A 21,699-nucleotide genomic window follows, 5' to 3' on the forward strand; every position below is an offset into this window, starting at 1 on the left:
GTACGCAGTATCCATGCAGCACCTTTAGTTTAGAATAAAGGTGTGCATTATATAGTCAAATTATGGAATTGAAGAAGGAGGATTGATTAATTTTTAATCAAATAGCCTCGATATCGGTTTCACCCGTACGGATACGGACGATTTTACTGATTTCGCTGACGAAAATTTTACCGTCACCGATTTTCCCGGTACGGGCAGCTTCTACAACAGTATTGACCACTTGATCTACCATCGCATCATCAACCACCATCTCCATCTTGATTTTTGGAAGGAAGTCAACCACATACTCAGCACCGCGATATAACTCGCTGTGCCCCTTTTGGCGCCCGTACCCTTTCACTTCGCTCACCGTCATACCGGTGATCCCAATCTCCGCCAATGCGTCTTTAACATCCTCGAGTTTAAATGGTTTGATTACCGCTTCTATTTTTTTCATTATTTATAGACTCCACTTCTATCGATATTTTAGATAATTGTAACCTTATTTGACTAATTTATCAAATTGTAGAGATTTTTAGACTTTAAGGCTCATTGGGATATAATCAGCAACTTTATCTTCACTTTTGGGGACTGCATGAACGATTTGCTTGACAACAGCGAAATTAATGACATTAATATAGAAGACACTCTCAAGAGCAGTTATCTTGATTATTCAATGAGTGTTATCATCGGACGGGCATTGCCTGATGTCCGTGACGGTCTAAAACCGGTTCACCGCCGTATTCTCTATGCGATGGACAAACTTAGCCTCTCAGCGGGTGCTAAATACAAAAAATCGGCTCGTATCGTCGGTGACGTTATCGGGCAATACCATCCGCATGGGGATACCTCTGTATATGATGCACTCGTCCGTATGGCACAGCCGTTTGCGATGCGCGCACCGCTCGTCGACGGTCAAGGGAACTTCGGTTCGGTTGATGGCGACAACGCGGCGGCAATGCGTTATACCGAAGCGCGTATGACCCGTTATGCCGGAGAACTTCTCAAAGATTTGGAAAAAGATACCGTCGATATGATTGACAACTACGACGGAACGACCCAAGAACCTGAAGTTCTTCCGACCCGTGTTCCAAACCTTCTTATCAACGGTTCGAGCGGTATTGCCGTCGGTATGGCGACCAATATCCCTCCGCATAATCCGAATGAAGTTTTGAGCGCTTTGGTACATTTGATGGATAATCCGAATGCTTCTCTCATCGAGATCATGCAATTTATCAAAGCACCTGACTTTCCTACCGGAGGAACTATCTACGGTAAAAAAGGGATTTTAGATGCCTATGAGACCGGCCGCGGTCGTATCCGTGTTCGTGCCAAAACTCATATCGAGAAAAAATCGAACAAAGACGTTATCGTCATCGATGAGCTCCCATACCAAGTCAATAAAGCACGTCTGATCGAAACGATTGCCGATTTGGTCAAAGATAAATTTATCGAAGGTATCTCTGAGATCCGCGATGAATCCGACCGTGAAGGGATCCGCGTTGTTATCGAACTAAAACGCGATGCGATGAGTGAAATCGTCCTGAACAACCTTTATAAATCAACCAACATGGAGACAACGTTCGGGATCATCATGCTCTCGGTCTTCAACCAAGAGCCTCGCGTATTTACCCTTTTGGAGATGTTGGGTCACTTCATCAACCACCGTAAAACGGTTATCATCCGCCGCACCATTTTCGATCTCGAAAAAGCAAAAGCCCGCGCCCATATCTTGGAAGGTTTGAAAAAAGCACTCGATCATATCGAAGCGATCATCAAACTCATCCGCGCGAGTGCCGACGGTGAAACCGCGAAGAACGGCTTGATCTCCGAGTTCGGATTTTCACCGATCCAAGCCCAAGCGATTTTGGATATGCGTCTCCAACGCCTCACCGGATTGGAACGCGATAAAATCGAAAACGAGCTCAAAGAGATTTTAGCTCATATCGAGTATCTTGAAAGTATCCTCCGCAGTGAAGAGGTTCTCAAAGGGATCATCAAAGAGGAGTTCGTTGAACTTGTTGAGCAATTCAATATTCCTCGAGTTACCGACATCGAAGATAACTACGATGACATCAATATCGAAGATTTGATCCCGAACGAGCCGATGGTTGTTACCATTTCTCATCGCGGATACATCAAACGGGTACCGTTGGTAGCGTATGAAAAACAAATCCGAGGCGGTAAAGGTAAAATTGCCGTAACCACCTATGATGATGACTTCATCGAAAAATTCTATACCTGTAACACCCATGACACCTTGATGTTCGTGACAGACCGCGGACAGCTCCACTGGCTCAAAGTGTACAAAATCCCTGAAGGCTCACGTACGGCGAAAGGGAAAGCGGTTGTTAATCTCATCAACCTCGAAGCCGATGAGAAAATCCGCTCCATCATCCCTACGACCGATTTCGATGAGAAAAAATCGCTTGTTTTCTTTACCGAAAACGGTATCGTAAAACGTACCGCATTGAACGAATTCTCAAACATCCGTAGTAACGGTGTACGTGCGATCGTTCTCGATGACGATGATGCATTGATCACCGCGCACATCGCGACCGAAGAGACCAAATATCTCTTTATCGTGACAAAATACGCGCAATGTATCAAATTCGAAATCGAAAAAACGCGTGATCAGGGACGTAGTACCCGTGGGGTTCGCGGTATCAAATTCAAAATCGAAGGTGACGTTGTCGTTGATGCCAACATCATCAAATCCGATGAAGAAGAGATTTTGATGGTCAGTGAAAAAGGGATCGGAAAACGAACCACCGCTGAAGAGTACCGCCTCACTAACCGTGCAGGATCAGGGGTCATCGCAATGAAACTCAACGCGAAAACCGGAACCACCGTCGTCGGATGTGTGATGGTCGATGAGACGATGGATCTTATGGCTCTCACCAAAGCGGGTAAAATGATCCGTGTCGATATGCAAACGATTGCGAAATCGGGACGCAATACTAGCGGTGTCTACATTGTCAAAGGGGATGATGTCGCGAGCATTTCACGTTGTCCGAAAAAAGAGGATGAAGAAGACGAAAGCGAAGAAGGTGAAAATACTTTAGTATTGGAATAGTATTTGCTTAATTTGGGTAATTATTCCAAATCTACCCGAAGGAACCCAAATGCGCATCGCTGCTCTTCTTGCATTGCTTCTCGCCATTCCCGCGCTTCATGCGGGAATTTTTTCCAGTGACGAATCTGAACCGAAAGTAAAATGTGTTTACAGCGGTACAGATGGAAACTGTGTCGAACCTATTTTAAAATCCCAAAACGAGCTTGTCATCACCGTAACCGGTCAAGGTGTCGCCCCATCGGTTACCTCTTCACCGGCTCAAGCGTATGCATTGGCTAAACGTGCCGCAATGGTAGATGGCTACCGACTAATCGCTGAGCGGGTCAAAGGGGTTCAAGTTGAGGGTCAAGACACCATCAAAAATATGATGTTGCAACAATCCAGTACCAAAACATCGGTTGAAGCTATTGTCCGCGGAGCAAATCTCACCAACACATCATTCAAAGAGGGACTGTGCGAAGTCGAAATGGAAATCGTCCTTTCGTATTCACGAATCTTGCATTAATCGCGACACTTAGCTTCGGAGCTGATAACTATTATATAGGGTATCGCTTCGCCGCTAAAAATACCCAAGCTATCAATGAAACCCTCTGGGTTTCTAAAGCGATGAAACCTTGCGGAAAATTAACCGATTCACCTTTACTTCTTTTACAACGTTCCCCAAATGAGAGATTAGAAAGCCTATTAGAACGCGAACAAAGTAAGTTTGTAGAATTCGCCGCTGCCCAAGAACTCCGCATCAAAAGTAATGATACCTTTAGCCCATCCCAAAGCCAAACGCTCAACTCTCTTACCCTCCCCACACGATGCTATGCAGTCGAGTTTAATAATGAGTCTGTTACAATAGCCGCAACTAAATAAGGGTGGCATTGTAGATGAAAATTGCGATTGTTGAAGATGATATTAATATGCGCAAATCGCTTGAAATAGCGATGGGCGACTATGAAAAATACGAGATTCATACTTTCAAAAATGCCCGTGATGCCCTCAAAAAACTCGATGATAGCTTTGAACTCGTCATTAGTGACATCAATATGCCGGGGATGGACGGAATCGAGTTTGTTAAAACCCTCGGGGGGAAATACGAGGTGATCATCATCACCGGAAATGCTACCCTCACCCGTGCCATCGAATCGATCCAACTGGGGGTCAAAGACTTCTTACTCAAGCCCTTTGAGATCGAAACACTGGTCACCGCTATCGAGCGTACGGCAACCCTCGCAAAAAAATCACAAAAATCTCCTACACAAGAGGCTCCTAGAGGAGAAAACTTTTTAGGTTCCTCCCCTGCCCTCGATCAACTCTTAGGGCGTATCGCCAAAGCGGCTATTACCGATGCGAGTATGATGCTCTTAGGGGAGAGCGGGGTCGGTAAAGAGGTCTTTGCCCGTCACATCCATGAGAGCTCGCCTCGCTCAGGCAAACCCTTTGTCGCGATCAACATGGCGGCAATCCCCGACAATCTGATCGAGAGTGAACTTTTCGGATTTGAAAAAGGCTCCTTCACCGATGCGACCGAAGCTAAAACGGGACAATTTGAACTGGCGGAGGGGGGAACACTGTTTTTGGATGAAATTGCCGAAATGCCCTATCCTCTCCAAGCCAAACTCCTGAGAGTCTTGCAAGAGCGTGAAATTCGCCGTTTGGGTGCATCCAAAAACACCAAAATCGATGTCCGAATTATCACAGCCACCAATGCCGATTTGCACACCAAAATCAGTGAGGGAAAATTCCGAGAAGATTTGTATTATCGGCTCAATACGATCCCGATCCATATCCCTCCGCTTCGTGAACGACGCGAAGAGATACTCACTATTGCAGAGGCGGCATTGGAGCGTTATTGTTCCCTCTACGGATATGAAAACAAATCGTTTACCACCTCGGCGCGTAACGCATTGGAAAACTACAATTGGCCTGGAAACATTCGTGAACTTATATCCGTCGTTGAACGCTCCGCTATTCTGAGCGACGGAGATCAAATTGATACAGACGACCTCTTTTTAGAAGCGAGAGGATTGGGGAGAATTTAGCCCCTATTCGATATAATCGCGGAAAAATATTCATGGATGAGTCCATTCATCCCTAAGGAAAGCTTCCATATGAAACTTTACAATGTAGCTATCGTCGGTGCCAGCGGTGCCGTCGGAGAAGAAATTTTACGCATTTTCGAAGAGATCGATTTCCCTCTTGCTAAACTCGTCCCGTTGGCAAGTGCACGCAGTGCAGGAAATACCGTATCGTTCAACGATAAAGAGCTAGTTATCAAAGAGTTGACCCCTACCATATTTGACGAAGAAGAGATCGAAATCGCTCTCTTCAGTGCCGGCGGCAGTGTTTCAGCAGAATTTGCCCCTTATGCCGCTGCGGCAGGTGCCGTTGTCATCGATAATACCAGCCATTTTCGTATGGATGAGAATGTCCCTCTCGTCGTCCCTGAAGTAAATCCTGAAGATATTGCGCAGTGGAAAAATACGGGGATTATCGCAAATCCGAACTGCTCGACCATTCAAATGGTACAGGCGCTCAAACCACTCGATGACGCATACGATTTGCAACGAATCGACGTCAGTACCTATCAAGCGACTTCGGGTGCGGGCAAAACGGCAATGGAAGAGTTGGTTGAACAAATGCAAGCCTTTTTTGCTTTCAAACTCGATGATATGGAACCGAAAAAGTTCCCTCACCGAATCGCTCTAAATGCTATCCCGCAAATCGACTCTTTTACTGATAACGGATACACCAAAGAAGAACTCAAAATGGTGAATGAAACCCAAAAAATCATGCACAAAGAGATCGAGGTGAGCGCAACATGCGTCCGTATCCCGACCCTTCGCGGTCATGCCGAAACCCTCACCCTCACGTTTGACGGTGCAGTGGATGCGACCGAAGCACGCGAACTTTTGCGCAAAGCACCGAATATTATAGTTCTTGATGAACCGAGTGAGAGCATCTATCCGATGCCGTCATTGTGTATGGATCAAAACGAAACGTTTGTCGGACGTATCCGCAACGATATTTACCGAGACAACGTCCTTCACTTGTGGGTGGTTGCCGATAACCTCCGCGTCGGTGCGGCAACCAATGCCGTACGAATTGCTCAGAAATGGGTAGAGATGCAAGGAGCATAAATATGCACTTCTTCGAAAAATTATTTGAACACGGGTTGTGGAGCACACGGTTTATTATCATCCTAGCGGTGATTTTCGGTCTAGTAGGGGCATTTGTCCTTTTTGCCGTCGCAAGTGTCGATGTCTATAATACAGCAGCGTATGTACTCCAAACCTATGCGACTCATGCTCACCCCGAACACTTCCATGAAGAGATTGTCGGCGGTATCATCGGAGCGGTAGATTTGTATCTTATCGGGGTTGTGATGATTATCTTCTCATTCGGTCTATACGAACTCTTTATCTCCGATATTGACCCAGCAAAAGATGAACACGGAAAAGAGAACCAGCTCCTCGCCGTTCACTCTCTCGATCAGCTCAAAGATAAAATCTCCAAAGTGATCGTTATGGTTCTCGTAGTCGGGTTTTTCCAGAAAGTGGGTCATACCGTATTTACCGGAGCATTGGAGCTTTTTTATCTTGCCCTCTCGATCACGGCAGTTTCTGTCGGTCTTTATTTTTTGAGCAAAGTAGGTCATCATGAGTAAAATTTTTGTTGATGCGTGTTTCGGTAAAGAGACCCCTTATACCCCTGTATGGATGATGCGCCAAGCGGGACGTTATCTCCCTGAGTACATGGAAGTGCGTAAACGTGCCGGAAACTTCCTCAATCTCTGCCACGCACCTGATATGGCGGCAGAAGTGACTATCCAGCCTGTCGATCTTGTCGGTGTCGATGCGGCGATTTTGTTCAGCGATATTTTGGTCGTTCCCAACGAGATGGGGATGAAACTCGATTTCATCAAAGGGGAAGGTCCCGTTTTCGAAAAACCGATCGCATCCGAAGAGGATTTGAATGAGCTGATCGGCGGTGATGAAGCAGCATCCAAACTCACCTATGTCTACGACACCATCAAGCTTCTCCGAAGTCAACTTGATGCGCGCGATGACAACAAAGCTCTCATCGGGTTTACGGGTGCACCGTGGACGTTAGCTACCTATATGATCGAGGGTCAGGGGACAAAAACCTACAACGTCTGCAAAAAGATGATGTATTCTAACCCAGAACTTCTCCATAAAATCCTCCGCAAAGTAACCGATGTGGTCAAACTTTACATGGAAAAACAGATCCAATCGGGGATCGATGTCGTTCAAATCTTCGACAGCTGGGCGGCAGCGATCGAGCCGAGCAAATACGATGAGTTCTCATGGAGCTACATGGTCGAAATTGCCGAGTATCTCAAAGCAAAATATCCTCATGTCCCTGTAATCATGTTCCCAAAAGGTATCCCTGCCTTTTTGGATAAAGTATACGGAAACTTCGATGTTTTCGGTGTTGACTGGAGTACTCCGATGGCACTGGCTAAAGAGAAACTGGGGGATCGCTACGTTCTCCAAGGGAACATGGAGCCGTGCCGATTGTACTCGAAAGAGCAAACGACCGCGTGTGTCGAAGCGATTCAAGAGATCATGGGCGGGAAACGACATATCTTCAACCTCGGTCACGGGATTCTCCCCGATGTTCCGGTTGAAAACGCACGCCATTTTGTCCGTGAATGCCAACGCGTGAGCAAAAAAGCCTAATTATGTCTACTATCTTCGGTCCCGTGCATTCACGCCGCTTCGGCGTATCTCTGGGGATCGATCTCTCTGCATCCGCCAAACAATGCAATTTTGATTGTCTCTACTGCGAGCTTGCCCCTGCACCGGCTATGGCACATCAGCATACGGTAACTCCCGTAGAGACCATTATCAATGATTTAAAAGAGGCTCTCTCAAAACACCCGTCCATCGATGTCATCACCCTCACCGCGAACGGTGAACCGACGATGTATCCTTATTTAGATGCCCTTGTAAAGAGCCTTGATACGATCAAAGGCTCTATCCAAACCCTTATCCTCTCCAATAGTGCCTGCTTAAGTGATCCTGCGGTATTTGATACCCTTTTAAAAATCGATCAGGTAAAACTCTCCCTCGATGCGGCAACTCCCGAAACATTCAAAAAGATCGACCGACCCGCCGAGGGGATCGAAATCGGCACCATTATAGAAAGCATCACCCGCTTTTCCGAAGCATTTAGCGGAAAACTCTTTTTAGAGATACTCTTTGTCAAAGGGGTCAATGATACGACCGAAGAGATAGAAGCCCTAAACCGTGCGCTACTCTCTATACAATGCGATCGGATTGACATCGGCACGATTGACCGTCCTCCCGCTTATGCCGTGCAGGGACTCAATTTTGAGGAGCTCTATCTCCTCTCACAACTCTTTGATCCGATACTTCCGATCCATATTGTCTCCCGTACTCACGCTTCCGCTACTCCCACCAACTACAGTGATAGTGAAATACTCACGACCCTCGATAAACGTCCGCTAACCATAGATGACATCCAAGCCCTTTTTGATGCCGAGTCGCAATTACGCTTCCAAAATCTACTCCATCACGGCGAAATCGCTCAAATTGAACGATCAAACGTAATCTTTTTCACCCCAAGCAAAAATATTAACCGAAAACGCTCTAAATAACCCCATTTTTATTGACAATTAGCATAACATAGCGTATAATTGCGCCCTCATAAACATTCCGGATTAGCTCAGCGGTAGAGTAGGTGACTGTTAATCACTTGGTCGCTGGTTCGAATCCAGCATTCGGAGCCATTTATGAACTTTCTACTTTTTACGTTCCGGATTAGCTCAGCGGTAGAGTAGGTGACTGTTAATCACTTGGTCGCTGGTTCGAATCCAGCATTCGGAGCCACTTTTAAACCTCATCCTTATCGTACTATCTCCATTTCATTTACATTCGCGTGACCGTTACCTGACCATTGTTTTGGTACAATTTTGTTTAAATTTATAATGAACGGTACAGCTTTGAGCAACGTATATTTGGCAAAACAAAAAATCTTTAATTCTCAAGGTAAAGCATTCGCCTATGAATTGCTGTTTCGAGACCATCCTGCGGGGATCAAAGAGTTCCCCTCCAATATTCAAGCCACCTCCCAAGTTCTATTAAATACGCTAACTAATATAAATATCAATGAGCTGTTGGGAAGCGGCGGAGTCGCATTTATCAATGTCGATGAATACACATTGACCTCCGGTATTATTGATCTATTGGATAAAGATCGATTTATTTTAGAAATTTTAGAGACAACCGATCTAAATGAAGATGTCCTCGCCAAAATCAAGCAGTATCATAAAAGAGGGTTTAAAATTGCCATAGACGATTTTGATTGCAGTGCGGTGATGATTAAAAAATTCACCCCCATATTAAAATACACCCATTTTCTAAAAGTCGATGTCATCACCTCGCAACAAGAGAATCTAAAAAACATCATCACTAAAATAAAAGAGCTAGGGATCAAAATTCTCGCTGAAAAAATTGAATCGGAAGAAGAGTACAAATACTATAAAGAGATAGGGTTTGACCTCTTTCAAGGATACCACCTCCACAGACCTGAAGTGGTAGAGATGAATCGATACAAAGATGCGACACAAATCATCATTTTACATCTCCTCAAACTGATCAAAAATGACGCTCAAACGTATGAGATAGAATCCTACATCAAACAGCGAGCCGATTTGTCGTACAAACTGATTAAGTTTATCAATAATCATGGACATTTTGATACGCGTATTGAATCAATTACGCAGATTATTACCCTGCTCGGCAGAGATAAACTGTTGCGATGGCTATTGTTATACCTTTATGCCGAAGTTTCCGATAATCCGATTTCCGAAAGCATTATGCATATAGCTATCCTAAGAGCCGAACGGATGGAAGAGAATGCGCACCACAGCGACAAAGACAAAGCTTACCTTGCAGGTATGCTTTCGATGCTGGGGGCACTCTTTGAAACCGACATCAAAGATGTGATCAAAGATATTAAAATGGATAAAGACATCGTGGATCTCGTCGTTGCAAAAAAGGGGAAATTCTTATCCAGTTTTAACAAAGCAGAACACGCGGAGAGAACGTATCTAAAACAGCTTTTATGTCATAATTTCGACAAAATCGATACGACTGTTCTACTCTATGCGTTAGAACTGAGTCATATCCCTATCGATCCGGATAAATTGTAAGCATTAGCCTTTGATTTTATCGGTCTCCACATCATAGTGATCACATCGATAATTTTTAAATCCCTCTACCATACGGACAATATTCTTAATCGGTGTCGGATTGAACAAACGGCGTATGGCATGGTTACGAACACAATCTTCACAGCGGCTTAGTACACAGTGGATCGCATCACTGACCACCAATATCGGTTGATCGGGAACGATTTGCAAAATATGATCAACACACTGCTGACCGTTTTCGATCCCATGATCGACTATCACTACATCGTACTTATCTTTTTGGAATGCGATAAACACCTCACCCAGTGTCGATGCCGTCTCGACAGAACATCTCTCGATAGTGTCTTCTATCAATACTTTTCGGGTTTGAAGCTGAAATCCGGACTGATCAATAATTAATATTTTCATGGAGATATTATCCCAAAAAAATGCCTCGAAATTGATTAAACCACTCTATAACCTTTTTTTACTATAATTACATTAATATAGGTGATAGAGGAGTCATATGAAAGGGATTATTTTAGCCGGTGGCAGCGGTACACGACTGTACCCGATTACCAAAGGAGTTAGTAAACAGCTCGTCCCTATCTATGATAAACCGATGATCTACTATCCCCTCTCCGTTCTCATGCTCGCCGGAATCAGGGAAGTTCTTATTATCTCAACGCCGAGTGATCTTCCGAGATTTGAAGAGCTTTTGGGAGATGGAAGCGACATCGGAATGCGCTTTGAGTATTGTGTACAACCCTCGCCTGACGGTCTGGCACAAGCGTTTATCTTAGGAGCCGATTTTATCGGGAATGATGATGTATGTCTCGTCCTCGGCGATAATATTTTTCACGGCCACGGATTGACCAAAATGCTCGCTCAATCGGTTCGCAATGTCACCGAAGAGAACAAGGCTACCGTTTTCGGCTACTGGGTAAAAGATCCTGAGCGTTACGGTGTAGCCGAATTTGACCGTGATGGTAATGTCCTCTCTATCGAAGAAAAACCTAAAATGCCTAAAAGCTCTTATGCCGTCGTCGGTCTTTATTTTTACCCAAATAGCGTCGTCGAAATCGCTAAAAATGTCAAACCAAGCGATCGGGGTGAGTTGGAAATCACTACCGTCAATCAAACTTACCTCGCGCAAAACGCTCTCAAAGTGGAGCTGATGGGACGCGGATATGCATGGCTCGATACCGGAACACATGAGTCACTCCTCGAAGCGAGTATGTTTATCCAAACGATCGAAAACCGCCAAGGGCTTAAAGTTGCTTGTATCGAAGAGATAGCTTACGAAATGGGTTACATCTCTAAAGAAAAATTATTAGAATTAGCGCAACCTCTCTCTAAAAATCAATACGGTCAGTACCTTATCCGCCGTGCCAATGAGGGGAGCGTCAAATGACTTTCGAACGTACAGCCATAGCGGATGTCGTTATTATCAATCCCAAAATACACGGCGATGATAGAGGCTATTTTGTAGAGACTTTTCGCGCGGATAAACTGAGTGATTTTTTAGGCTACAGCATAGCATTTTGCCAAGACAACGAATCCAAATCCTCTTACGGCGTACTGCGAGGACTGCACTATCAACTTCCCCCCTTTGCTCAGACTAAACTGGTACGGGTGATCGAGGGCGAAGTACTCGATGTGGCTGTCGATATACGCCACGGATCTCCAACCTTCGGTCAACATGTAGCCGTAAAACTCAGCGGTGAAAATAAACGCCAATTGCTTATCCCTAGAGGATTTGCTCACGGTTTTGTAGTGCTCAGCGAGACCTGTACCTTTGCTTACAAAGTAGACAATTACTACTCTCCTGAGTGTGATCGGGGGATTGCTTTTGATGATCCGGCATTGAATATTGACTGGATAATAGAGAACGTTTCTTTGCAACTGTCCGCTAAAGACACCAAGCAACCTTTGCTCAGTGGAGCAGATTTATTTGATTTTGAAACTAACCACTATGTATAATATATTAGTAACCGGAGCGAACGGACAACTAGGGAGTGAGATACAAAAACTCTCACTCGATTATCCACACTACACCTTTAGGTTTGCCGACCGCACAATTCTCGATCTCTCCGACCTTTCTGCAACGGAAGATTTTTTCGAGAATAACCGATTTGACGTAATCATCAATTGCGCCGCTTATACTGCGGTGGACAAAGCCGAAAGCGAAAGCGATCTCGCCGATGCACTCAACCACCGATTTGTTTCGACCCTCGCCAAAATAGCTAAACAGCACCGCACCAAACTGGTCCATATCTCTACCGATTATGTGTATGAGGGGAAAAATCATCGTCCCTACACCGAAACCGATCCAACGAATCCGCAAGGGGTCTACGGAAAAACAAAATGTGACGGTGAAAAAGCCATTTTAGACGTTTCTCCGAAAAATACGATCATCCTCCGTACTTCATGGGTCTATTCCGGCTACGGTAATAACTTCGTCAAAACGATGCTCCGTTTAGGTCGTGAACGCGATAGCCTCGGAGTCATCTTTGATCAAGTAGGAACTCCGACCTATGCTCACGATCTTGCAGCAGCTATTTTAGAGGTTCTCCCTTTGATCGATAATCAAGCCCCTGAGATTTATCACTACTCTAACGAAGGAGTTGCAAGCTGGTATGACTTTGCCAAAGCGATCTTTGAACTCTCCGGTGTTGCGTGTCACGTGAACCCGATCACCACCGATCAATACCCTACCCCCGCATCGCGTCCCCATTACAGTGTACTGAATAAATCAAAATTCAAAGCCGATTTTTCCATCCCTATCCCTTATTGGAGAGATAGTTTAAAATCATGTTTGAAAGCGTTAGGAGAACATCAATGAAATCACTATTAGTTACCGGCTGTGCCGGATTTATCGGAAGCAACTTCGTCCCCTACTTCTTGGAAAAATACTCGGACTATACCATCATCAATCTCGATTTATTGACCTATGCGGGAAATATGGAAAATCTTGCAGAAGTAGCCAACAATGAGCGGCACATCTTTGTCCAAGGGGATATTTGCGATCGTGCATTGATCGAATCACTGTTTGAAAAATACGATATTCGCGGTGTAATCCACTTCGCGGCCGAATCGCACGTCGATAACAGCATCAAAAATCCGGGTGTGTTTGTCCAGACCAACGTCAACGGCACCTTTACTCTCATCGATGTCGCCTATAAAGCATGGATGGAGAAACCGTTTCTCTACAAAGCAGGATTTGAAGGGTGTCGTTTCCACCACATCAGTACTGATGAAGTGTATGGGACTCTAAGCGATGATCCAAGCGATCTCTTTACCGAAGAGACCTCCTATGCCCCTAACAGCCCTTACAGTGCTTCTAAAGCCGGATCAGACATGATTGTACGCTCATACCACCACACCTATGGGATGAATACCGTTATCACCAACTGCTCCAACAACTATGGTCCAAAACAGCATAATGAAAAGCTGATCCCGACCGTAATCCGAAAAGCGCTAGGGGGAGAGAATATCCCCGTATACGGAGACGGTAAAAACATCCGCGACTGGCTCTATGTACTCGACCACTGCAAAGGGATCGATCTGGTCTACCATAGCGGACGTTCAGGCGAAGTATATAATATCGGCGGACGCAATGAGCGGAACAACAACCAAATCGTCGATCGCATTTGTGCCCTCCTCGATACAATGAAACCACGTCATGATGCCAAAAGCTATAAAGAGCAGATCACCTATGTCGAAGACCGCGCGGGACATGATCGCCGTTATGCTATCGATGCTACAAAGCTCGAAACCGAACTTGGATGGAGAGCCGATGAGAACTTTGATACCGGTATCGTGAAAACGATCGAGTGGTATTTACAAAAATATGATTTGCATAAATAGGAGACCAACCCATATGCCTCTTCCCAAAACAACCCTTATCATCTCTGTATACAAAGATACTGAAGCATTGGGATTTATCTTAGATAGCATAGAAACTCAAAGCTTATTACCGGATGAAATTATTGTTGCCGAAGATGGTGATTCGTCTGAAATGCAAAAGTTTATCAGTGAACAAAAAAATCGTTTCCCTAATCTCGTTCATCTCACTCAAGAAGATGACGGATGGTGGAAAAATAAAGCAATGAATAGTGCTATAAAAGCTTCCACGAATGAATACTTGATTTTTATTGATGGAGACTGTATCCCCTATACTACCTTTATACAAGCACATGCCGAAAATGCCGAACCAAAAATAGTTCTATGCGGAAAACGATTTGAACTTGGTCCAAAATTTACAGAACGCTTCAAACAACATGAATTGAGTGTTCGTGATATCGAAAAAAAGTTTTTTTGGCTACTACCTGCCATGATTCGTGATGACGCACGTCATCCTGAAGACGGGCTTCTCTTTAAATCCCATTCGTTTATCAGCCGCCAAATTCACAAACGTTATGTCCGACATATCGTTGGATGCAACTGGTCTTGCTACAAAAATGACTTACTCAAGATCAATGGGTTTGATGAAACATTCCGACTCCCTTCTGAAGGAGAGGATGTTGATCTAAGCTGGCGTTTTAGAGGAGTGGGCTGTGAGCTGAAATCCTGCCGAAATAATGCCAATATTCTCCATCTGTATCACCCGAAACGCTTTAGTTCCGTAGAGGGAGATATTAACAATGCCATTATGAAAAAGCACCGTGAAGAAAATGCATTTATTTGTAAAAATGGGATTACTAAACTTTAGAAATTAAAATATTCTTTACATTTTTCTACAAAATGGGCAACTGATTCATTCGATTCACGTTCTTGCTTTGCCATATATTCCAACAGCAACGGCCGTGTTTGAATCGCATACTCTATGTCATCAAATCCATAGGCCATTCCATATCGACCTTCCTCTAAGGGTTGCCACTCTTCTTTAGTAACACCCACTTCCGGTATTATGATAGGCACACAACCGCACATTGCCGCATAAACATTGTACATTGTATAAGTGTCATACGAAATACAATATTCTACCTCATTAAAAACCTGTGCCGTCTCTTCATGCGATAAACCATCCACCAATCGAGAATCGGTTGTATCGTGCACAATATCTCTTTTATACCCTTTTCGAAGCAAATAACATTTCCCGTGGCGTCCATTATGATTTGTTATTTTATATACATCGGATCTCTGCGAAACAATATGTAAATGGTTTTCAGGATACCTGTTATATCGACTGTCATCAAATGCTTTATCATAATAAAAAAACAGATCATCAGCCCCAAAATCTATCTTTCCTCCATTATTAAAACCCGGTTTATGCAATAACCATCGTACGACATTTTTGGCTTTCAGAGGATTCCCGACAATTACTTCAGGATATACAATAACAGCATCTTGCATATCTTCATATGATGCCGTTGGAGTATCAAGTTTAGGATTTTTTTTAAATCCGTATTTGATACTCTTACGAAAATATCTTGAAAACAGATAAACAGCTTTAAAAGGGTTTGTAAAATCTAAAGCGGGCTTAAAAAATGGCCAAATATAGGCTTCGTGTCCTAACGTATTCAGCCTGTCACACAATTGATGTAAAACGACAATTCCCCCAGCATTATCATCATAGCCGGGAGTTACAATGATAAACTTCATTGGATTTCATCCTTAAAATTGATCCGTTCTGATTCAAATACACGTGGACGTTTCAATATTTGTGTATAAATAGCACCGATGTATTCTCCGATAATCCCAAGAAAAAAGAGGACGATCCCAAACATAAAGGAGCTACCAATGATTAAGGGAGCAATACCAAGCGGCATACTATTCCAATTAAACAATTTAACAACCGTATAAATGATAGCTGTCATAAAGCTCACAAATGAGAGTAAAAATCCTAACAATGTCGCTATACGCAACGGTACTTTTGAGTTGTTAATAATCCCCAAAATCCCCATATCATAGAGGGTATAAAAATTGTTTTTGGAAATGCCGCGCGGACGAGCAGGCTGAGTGTAGGGTATTTTTGCCGCTTTAAAACCGATCTCAGCGATAAGTCCCCGAAAAAATGGGTATGGATCATCAAATTCACGCATAAAATCGATAATTTTTTTATCGTATAGACCAAATCCGGTAAACCCCTTAAATATCTCTACTTCCGAAAGTTTATGCAGTAAATTATAGTATGCTTCACGGAGTTTAAACATCCATTGTGCTTCGTAACTCTGTTCTTTAACAGCGATAACGATTTTATACCCCTCTTCCCATTTTCGGACAAAATCAATGATCATTTCCGGTGGATCTTGTAAATCGGCAACAATAGAGATAACCGCGTCACCGCTACATTGCATCAATCCATGAAACGGTGAGCGGATATGCCCGAAATTACGAGCATTGACGATTACTTTGACATTCGGATCGTTCGCCGCAATACCACGTAATATTTCTACCGTCGTATCTTCGGATGCATTGTCGATAAACAGGTGCTCATAGTGATATTCAGGTAATTTTACGTCAAAAACTGCTTTAACTTGAGCATATACCTCAGCGATATTCTCTTCTTCATTGTAACACGCCGTCATAATACTAATGCGTTTCATTCATTTCCTTTCTTTTATACACCGAGATCAGGCTTCCTTTTTCAACCAAATCATATTCGCCGCCAACCGTATCAAAAATTTGTTTTAACAACATTAAGCGCTGAACGCGCCATACAGATTCTTGATGCAAATACCCAATTACAGGTATTTTTACATCAATAACTTCTTTTTTATAATTACGATGAATACTTGTATCAACAAAAAGATACTTCGGCTTATTATTTTGGATAGTCTTAATACTTTTATCCAGCTCTTTAGGGGTCATCAAATACCATTTTAAATCAAAAAATGGCATCAAACTATATTTATTCGCCAAAAATGGCAATAAGTTATCATATTCGGAAATAATATATATTCCATCCTGATCGCTACTATATTTTTGGATAAGATCCATACCGTTTTGAAATCCAATAGGATTCATCGTAGAAATAAAATGAGCTCGTTTCATATTCCATTCATAGGTTACATGCGTCTTAAAAATAGCATCATATTCTTTCTTTGTATGCAATAGTTTATCAATGCTCTTCCCATAAGTTACAATAGCATACACGCTAGCTAGTAATAAGATCGTATTGTGCACTTTTTTCGGCCATAATTTCGACCAATTGAACAAAATTAAAGCGATGGTTAAAATATAAATAAATGCACGTGCTTTGAACCCATCTCCATTATAATGCCAAACAACATACAGTAAAAGTTCCTGTGTATAGAATACTAGAAATAAAAGAGGTAAAAGATTTTCACGACTAAGATTAGGTAAAATTTTAAGCACTATCGTATAAGCAAACGCAATGAGGACTAAAAAGGCTAACATCTGCTTCGCCGAAATAGGAAACCCTATAACACCGTCGATATAATATTTGGCGAGATCATTCGCACTAGATGAAGCGTTAAGCACAATCATTGCGATAATCGAAGCAACTAAAATTCCGAGTGAAATAGAAAGAAACGATTTTTTTTGTATAGTCAAATAAGCAAACCCGATAAGAACCACCGGAAAATATATCATGGCACCAATTTGAGGATTGATGAAGATTGAGAGAACCCCAAGTAAAAGTGCTAACCAATAAAAAACTACTTTTTGAGTCTTCCCAAAATGGTACAAGAAAAAAACAACCCATAAATCGAAAAAATGTCTCCAAGGCGATTCACCCGGAGGCAAAATTAAAAAATCATATCCGCGTGAATTAACAGAAGCTAGTGCCAATAAAAAAACAATTGCCGTGATTGCAATATTTCGTGTTAAAAGATACGTGATTGCAATAAAAAATAAAAAATATATATAATAAATACTATACGAAAATTGGAACCATTTTTCTACACTTATCCCATTTGTTATGGCAAACAATTTACTAAAAATCCATGCGCTTCCTAATCCATACTGCGCATTGATGGATTCTATATCTTTTTTCATCTCCAATTCTTGGGTCGGAATATATATAAAGCTGTTATGGTGCATCATAAATCGGCTCAATACCTGCCAATGTAATTCAAAAAGATTTTTTTTCAAAAACTCATTTTCCTGATCTGTCAACTCCAAATCAATAGAAGTATCAAGACTAGGTTTTTCTGATGAGTCAAATCTTGTCAAATCTTTTGACGTAATTTCGTCCACATTTCCTTTTTGCAGAATAGCCTCTAAATATGTATCTTTTTTGACAGTTTGATTACCATCTAAACGGGTCAATTCATTGACGTTCCAGTATTCTGTAATAATTTTTGTTTGTTTAAAAATAGGCTCGTAAAAAATCCCGACAAGTTGAATATATCCAAATACAATCAAAGCGATATAAAATAATTTCCCTAAACTAAAATTATTTTTTTTATACAATAGCCATTGATCTATCTTCTTTATTCGACCTTGTCTAATAATATCTTTCATATAAAACGGAAGACAAAGCAATACAATAAACAAAAAAACAGATAGCGAAATTTTTGCAAGAGCAAAAGAGCTATCAATACGGAAAAGCATACTCGATGAAAGGATACTTAGTAAAATAAAAAGTATCCCACTTGGAAAACCGATCAGATACAGTGCCGAAAACCTTGTTTTTTTCACAATATAGTCTTTTCCAAAAACCATTACCGAAAAAAATATTCCTAATGCTGCAACGGTTAAAAGATATTCAAACAACTCAATTTTCTTGTATCCGTTAAAATACAAGACAACACTTTGATAATAATCATACGCAGGAGTGGAAAAGCTATTGGTTAACCACTCTACAACATAGTGCACCATTAGAATCAATTGCCATGCAAGCAAAAAACTGTATATATAATAAAAATTCTTTTTAAAATATGTCATAGCTACTTTAACCCAAACGAAAACTTTTTATGGAGTATGAAACTTCCTGCTATGGTTATAATGGTTATCAATGCCTGTGCAAGATACACATTGAGATGCAACCACTCCTTAAAAATCGGTAGTGTAATCAGGTTAAAAACAAATGATACCCCATAGACAAAATAGACACGTAACGACTCACTGATGATATTACCTTTCGTTTTAAAAACAAAAATTTTATATCCCAAATACGAATTAGCGACACTAATAACAAAGCTGATTGAAAGAATCCAAAGATAATTCATTGAGTTCCCAAACCAAAAGTATAGTGCTGCAAACACTCCATACCCAAAAAGCGTATTCCATCCGCCTACGATCAGATAACGGATTTTTTGTTCATGGCGAGTCAAAAATTGCTTCATGATTCTTTTGCAACCGCAATTTTTTTCGCCAATGCATCACCTCTAATCTCATCCGCATCAATCTCCGACAATATACTTCGATAGTAATCCATTAGACGAGCAATAGTTTCACGATGTGTTGACAAGTGGAAAAGGTACTCACTCATAATACGGTCATTAGATGAAGTATATTCAAGATTTAAACCTGCATTTTTAACGGTGATCTCCGATTTAAAATCACTCACTTCATTGATCGTTTGGGCTAATGTGAGCAAATCTACCTTTTCACCTTTGGAGATGTTGTAGGTGCGGTAGTGTCCCTCATGTTCGATAAAATGAGCGATCATCGGTACCATATCATCGATATCGATGTAGTCAAAATAGACATTTTGCATAATCTCAATAGGGAGTTCTAAGAGATTTTTGACGATAGCATTTGAGATAAATTTAAATCGATAATTTTCATATTTGCCATAGGCACCGAAAATACGGAGGTTATAAATATTATCACTCCGATCGATATAACGAGCACAAATAGATTTATAAAATCCGTAATCATCTTGCGGTAATGCCAGTAAAGCATCATCTTCGAGGGCATCCACTATCGGTTTATGTTTACCGTACTCGGCACCACTTCCCAGATGAATAATCTTTTTTACTTTTGCGGATTGTTTAGCGATATTAAAAAACATCCGTAGATTCGTATGGACGACATCGCTCATTTCAGCCGTATCTCGTCCACCGCCTCGATTGGCTCCATGAATGATAATATCTATTTTATTGTTTATAACATACAAATCAACCGCGTTTTCGTTCAAAAGGTCGAGTTCACTGCTCTTCGGAGTAAACAGAATATGAGATGTTGTTCGCACCAAATACTCCGTTAGATTACGACCGACAAAACCATGTGCACCTGTAATAAAAATGTTCATTAACTATCCAACCTCATCATATTTGCAGAAGGTTCTGTTGTATTCGCTTTATATAAAATATATGCTACCGCCCATAGCAACACCAACGGATTCAATATCACTTCCAATGAAATGCCGTGAGTAAAAATATAATTTTTAGGGGAAAGGACAAAAATACATGTTAGTAAAATCGTATTCAAATATATTGGAGAATAGTTTAATTCTATATCTTTAAATGCAATAAGTAAAAATGCAAAAAATACCACCATATGATACGTGCTAAAGACCGAAGTTGCAAGAGCTAAAGTACTCATACCTATAAAGGAAAGTTCATAACGATTGATTTTATTTTTTACAAATAAGTATACAGAAAATAAAAGAACTGAAATACTTGTTAATGAAAGTATAAAATTTAAAAATTTCAATTTTTCTGATATATCAACTTTGACTAATACCGACAGTGCTTTAATGCCCCCAAATAATGAGTTATTAAACGCATCTCCTCCATTACCCAACACATAAATGTTAAAATAAATACCTACCGCTTTCACAAAATGTTCAAAAGTATAATCAGGATACATCTGATGTGCAATGAGCAAATTGACATAAAAAATACTCAAAGACAAAACACCAAAAATCACTAACCCTCTTATTCCATCTTTAAACCCATAAACAATAAAAAGCAAACTCAGGACAGCTGCATTTGGACGAAAATTTACAACAAATGCAAGCAGTAGCACAGGAATAATCAAAGGGCTTTTTTTCACTATATGGTAGAAAAAGAAAATTAAAAGAACACCACCTATGAAAGAAAAGATATGCCCTCGTGTCAAGATGAACAAAACTGGATAGCTAAAGAGTAAAATAATTGAAACGAAAAATGCCTTTTTCGTACTTTCTGAATAGAAATAAGCTATTAGCCAAGTTGTCATAAACACACCTACATAAAAAAACTTAACTAAAAATCCAGGGCTTTTCCATAGAACAAGTTTTCCGAGTAAAAGGCTTATAGCTGTCATCATAGGAGAGCCAGATAAATTTGATAGTTGCCCTGCATTAAGAGCATCAACTCCCCCATATGGGTTATAGAGATAATATCCTTGATACAATGGGCTCCAGTCACTATATGACAATATTTTTCCTTGGTAAAACGATAAAACCCCTTTGACCAAATCTGCATGAAGATCAGAAGAATCAAAAAGAAATGTTGCCAACGGATACCCCGTATGCCCATAAGCTACATTCATAGAATTAAAAAATCCATTCAATAGTGTAAAAAACAAAATAGCAAAAAATGCCAATTCAATATTATTTGTTTTGATATTCATT

At 41.5% G+C, this 21,699-nt stretch carries 22 protein-coding genes and 2 tRNA genes; 16 read left to right on the forward strand and 8 right to left on the reverse strand.

Translation table 11 applies throughout. From position 1 onward, the window contains the following. Positions 1-97: 97 nt before the first annotated feature. Positions 98-436 carry a P-II family nitrogen regulator gene (locus VFW36_RS04770; RefSeq protein ID WP_013460937.1) on the reverse strand — a complete coding sequence of 113 codons (339 nt, stop codon included), beginning with the start codon at positions 434-436 and terminating at the stop codon, positions 98-100. A gap of 138 nt (positions 437-574) precedes the next feature. On the opposite strand from VFW36_RS04770, the gene gyrA reads away from it, so the two are divergent. The 11 genes from gyrA to VFW36_RS04825 all read left to right on the forward strand — a co-directional run bounded on the left by gyrA (position 575) and on the right by VFW36_RS04825 (position 10,244). After that, positions 575-3,055, forward strand: coding sequence for a DNA gyrase subunit A (gyrA, locus tag VFW36_RS04775; RefSeq protein WP_329657669.1), 2,481 nt, complete (start codon positions 575-577; stop codon positions 3,053-3,055). Positions 3,056-3,104: 49 nt separating this feature from the next. Next, the gene (locus VFW36_RS04780) at positions 3,105-3,560 is read left to right on the forward strand and encodes an LPP20 family lipoprotein (RefSeq protein ID WP_329657670.1); all 456 of its coding nucleotides are present in this window, start codon (positions 3,105-3,107) and stop codon (positions 3,558-3,560) included. Beyond that, positions 3,509-3,916, forward strand: coding sequence for a hypothetical protein (locus tag VFW36_RS04785; RefSeq protein WP_329657671.1), 408 nt, complete (start codon positions 3,509-3,511; stop codon positions 3,914-3,916). Before VFW36_RS04780 ends, VFW36_RS04785 begins: the two co-directional genes overlap by 52 nt. Positions 3,917-3,930: 14 nt before the next feature. Next, entirely contained in the window at positions 3,931-5,085 is a 1,155-nt protein-coding gene (locus VFW36_RS04790; protein ID WP_329657672.1) for a sigma-54 dependent transcriptional regulator, read from the forward strand. Positions 5,086-5,154: 69 nt separating this feature from the next. Then, positions 5,155-6,183 carry an aspartate-semialdehyde dehydrogenase gene (locus tag VFW36_RS04795; RefSeq protein WP_329657673.1) on the forward strand — a complete coding sequence of 343 codons (1,029 nt, stop codon included), beginning with the start codon at positions 5,155-5,157 and terminating at the stop codon, positions 6,181-6,183. A 2-nt stretch (positions 6,184-6,185) separates the two neighbouring features. Further along, positions 6,186-6,710, forward strand: a complete 525-nt coding sequence (locus VFW36_RS04800; protein ID WP_329657674.1) for a YqhA family protein — start codon at positions 6,186-6,188, stop codon at positions 6,708-6,710. Further along, on the forward strand, positions 6,703-7,746 hold the full coding sequence (hemE, locus tag VFW36_RS04805) for a uroporphyrinogen decarboxylase (protein ID WP_329657675.1): 1,044 nt from the start codon (positions 6,703-6,705) through the stop codon (positions 7,744-7,746). The genes VFW36_RS04800 and hemE overlap by 8 nt, the downstream gene beginning before the upstream one ends. 2 nt (positions 7,747-7,748) lie before the next feature. Further along, on the forward strand, positions 7,749-8,687 hold the full coding sequence (locus VFW36_RS04810; protein ID WP_329657676.1) for a radical SAM protein: 939 nt from the start codon (positions 7,749-7,751) through the stop codon (positions 8,685-8,687). Between the two features lie 57 nt (positions 8,688-8,744). Further along, a tRNA-Asn gene (locus VFW36_RS04815) sits at positions 8,745-8,819 on the forward strand. A 25-nt stretch (positions 8,820-8,844) separates the two neighbouring features. Next, positions 8,845-8,919, forward strand: a tRNA-Asn gene (locus VFW36_RS04820). Between the two features lie 98 nt (positions 8,920-9,017). After that, entirely contained in the window at positions 9,018-10,244 is a 1,227-nt protein-coding gene (locus VFW36_RS04825; protein ID WP_329657677.1) for an EAL and HDOD domain-containing protein, read from the forward strand. A 3-nt stretch (positions 10,245-10,247) separates the two neighbouring features. Here VFW36_RS04825 and VFW36_RS04830 read toward each other — a convergent pair whose 3' ends face one another. Further along, positions 10,248-10,652 carry a hypothetical protein gene (locus tag VFW36_RS04830; RefSeq protein WP_329657678.1) on the reverse strand — a complete coding sequence of 135 codons (405 nt, stop codon included), beginning with the start codon at positions 10,650-10,652 and terminating at the stop codon, positions 10,248-10,250. Positions 10,653-10,749: 97 nt separating this feature from the next. Between VFW36_RS04830 and rfbA the strand changes: the two genes are divergently transcribed. From rfbA to VFW36_RS04855, 5 genes are read left to right on the forward strand one after another with little or no spacing between them, the layout of a single operon-like run. Next, the gene (gene rfbA, locus VFW36_RS04835) at positions 10,750-11,637 is read left to right on the forward strand and encodes a glucose-1-phosphate thymidylyltransferase RfbA (RefSeq protein ID WP_329657679.1); all 888 of its coding nucleotides are present in this window, start codon (positions 10,750-10,752) and stop codon (positions 11,635-11,637) included. Beyond that, positions 11,634-12,206, forward strand: a complete 573-nt coding sequence (rfbC, locus tag VFW36_RS04840; protein ID WP_329657680.1) for a dTDP-4-dehydrorhamnose 3,5-epimerase — start codon at positions 11,634-11,636, stop codon at positions 12,204-12,206. The genes rfbA and rfbC overlap by 4 nt, the downstream gene beginning before the upstream one ends. Further along, a complete protein-coding gene (rfbD, locus tag VFW36_RS04845; RefSeq protein WP_329657681.1) occupies positions 12,199-13,068 on the forward strand; it encodes a dTDP-4-dehydrorhamnose reductase in 870 nt (289 codons plus the stop codon). The genes rfbC and rfbD overlap by 8 nt, the downstream gene beginning before the upstream one ends. Continuing rightward, entirely contained in the window at positions 13,065-14,093 is a 1,029-nt protein-coding gene (gene rfbB, locus VFW36_RS04850) for a dTDP-glucose 4,6-dehydratase (RefSeq protein ID WP_329657682.1), read from the forward strand. Before rfbD ends, rfbB begins: the two co-directional genes overlap by 4 nt. 13 nt (positions 14,094-14,106) lie before the next feature. Further along, positions 14,107-14,937, forward strand: coding sequence for a glycosyltransferase (locus VFW36_RS04855; RefSeq protein WP_329657683.1), 831 nt, complete (start codon positions 14,107-14,109; stop codon positions 14,935-14,937). Here VFW36_RS04855 and VFW36_RS04860 read toward each other — a convergent pair. Genes VFW36_RS04860 through VFW36_RS04885 form a run of 6 tightly spaced genes read right to left on the reverse strand, consistent with a single transcriptional unit; the run spans position 14,934 to position 21,698 of the window. Next, a complete protein-coding gene (locus tag VFW36_RS04860) occupies positions 14,934-15,830 on the reverse strand; it encodes a hypothetical protein (protein WP_329657684.1) in 897 nt (298 codons plus the stop codon). The genes VFW36_RS04855 and VFW36_RS04860 overlap by 4 nt on opposite strands. Then, complete coding sequence (locus tag VFW36_RS04865; RefSeq protein ID WP_329657685.1) at positions 15,827-16,774, reverse strand: glycosyltransferase family 2 protein; 948 nt, start codon at positions 16,772-16,774, stop codon at positions 15,827-15,829. The genes VFW36_RS04860 and VFW36_RS04865 overlap by 4 nt, the downstream gene beginning before the upstream one ends. Then, on the reverse strand, positions 16,761-19,079 hold the full coding sequence (locus VFW36_RS04870; RefSeq protein ID WP_329657686.1) for a hypothetical protein: 2,319 nt from the start codon (positions 19,077-19,079) through the stop codon (positions 16,761-16,763). The genes VFW36_RS04865 and VFW36_RS04870 overlap by 14 nt, the downstream gene beginning before the upstream one ends. Before the next feature lie 2 nt (positions 19,080-19,081). Further along, complete coding sequence (locus VFW36_RS04875) at positions 19,082-19,480, reverse strand: GtrA family protein (protein WP_329657687.1); 399 nt, start codon at positions 19,478-19,480, stop codon at positions 19,082-19,084. After that, a complete protein-coding gene (locus VFW36_RS04880) occupies positions 19,477-20,391 on the reverse strand; it encodes an NAD-dependent epimerase/dehydratase family protein (protein WP_329657688.1) in 915 nt (304 codons plus the stop codon). The genes VFW36_RS04875 and VFW36_RS04880 overlap by 4 nt, the downstream gene beginning before the upstream one ends. Beyond that, complete coding sequence (locus VFW36_RS04885) at positions 20,391-21,698, reverse strand: hypothetical protein (protein ID WP_329657689.1); 1,308 nt, start codon at positions 21,696-21,698, stop codon at positions 20,391-20,393. Before VFW36_RS04885 ends, VFW36_RS04880 begins: the two co-directional genes overlap by 1 nt. Between the last annotated feature and the right edge of the window lies 1 nt (position 21,699).

The sequence above is a fragment of the Sulfuricurvum sp. genome, assembly GCF_036279695.1.
In the GTDB taxonomy this organism is placed as follows: domain Bacteria; phylum Campylobacterota; class Campylobacteria; order Campylobacterales; family Sulfurimonadaceae; genus Sulfuricurvum.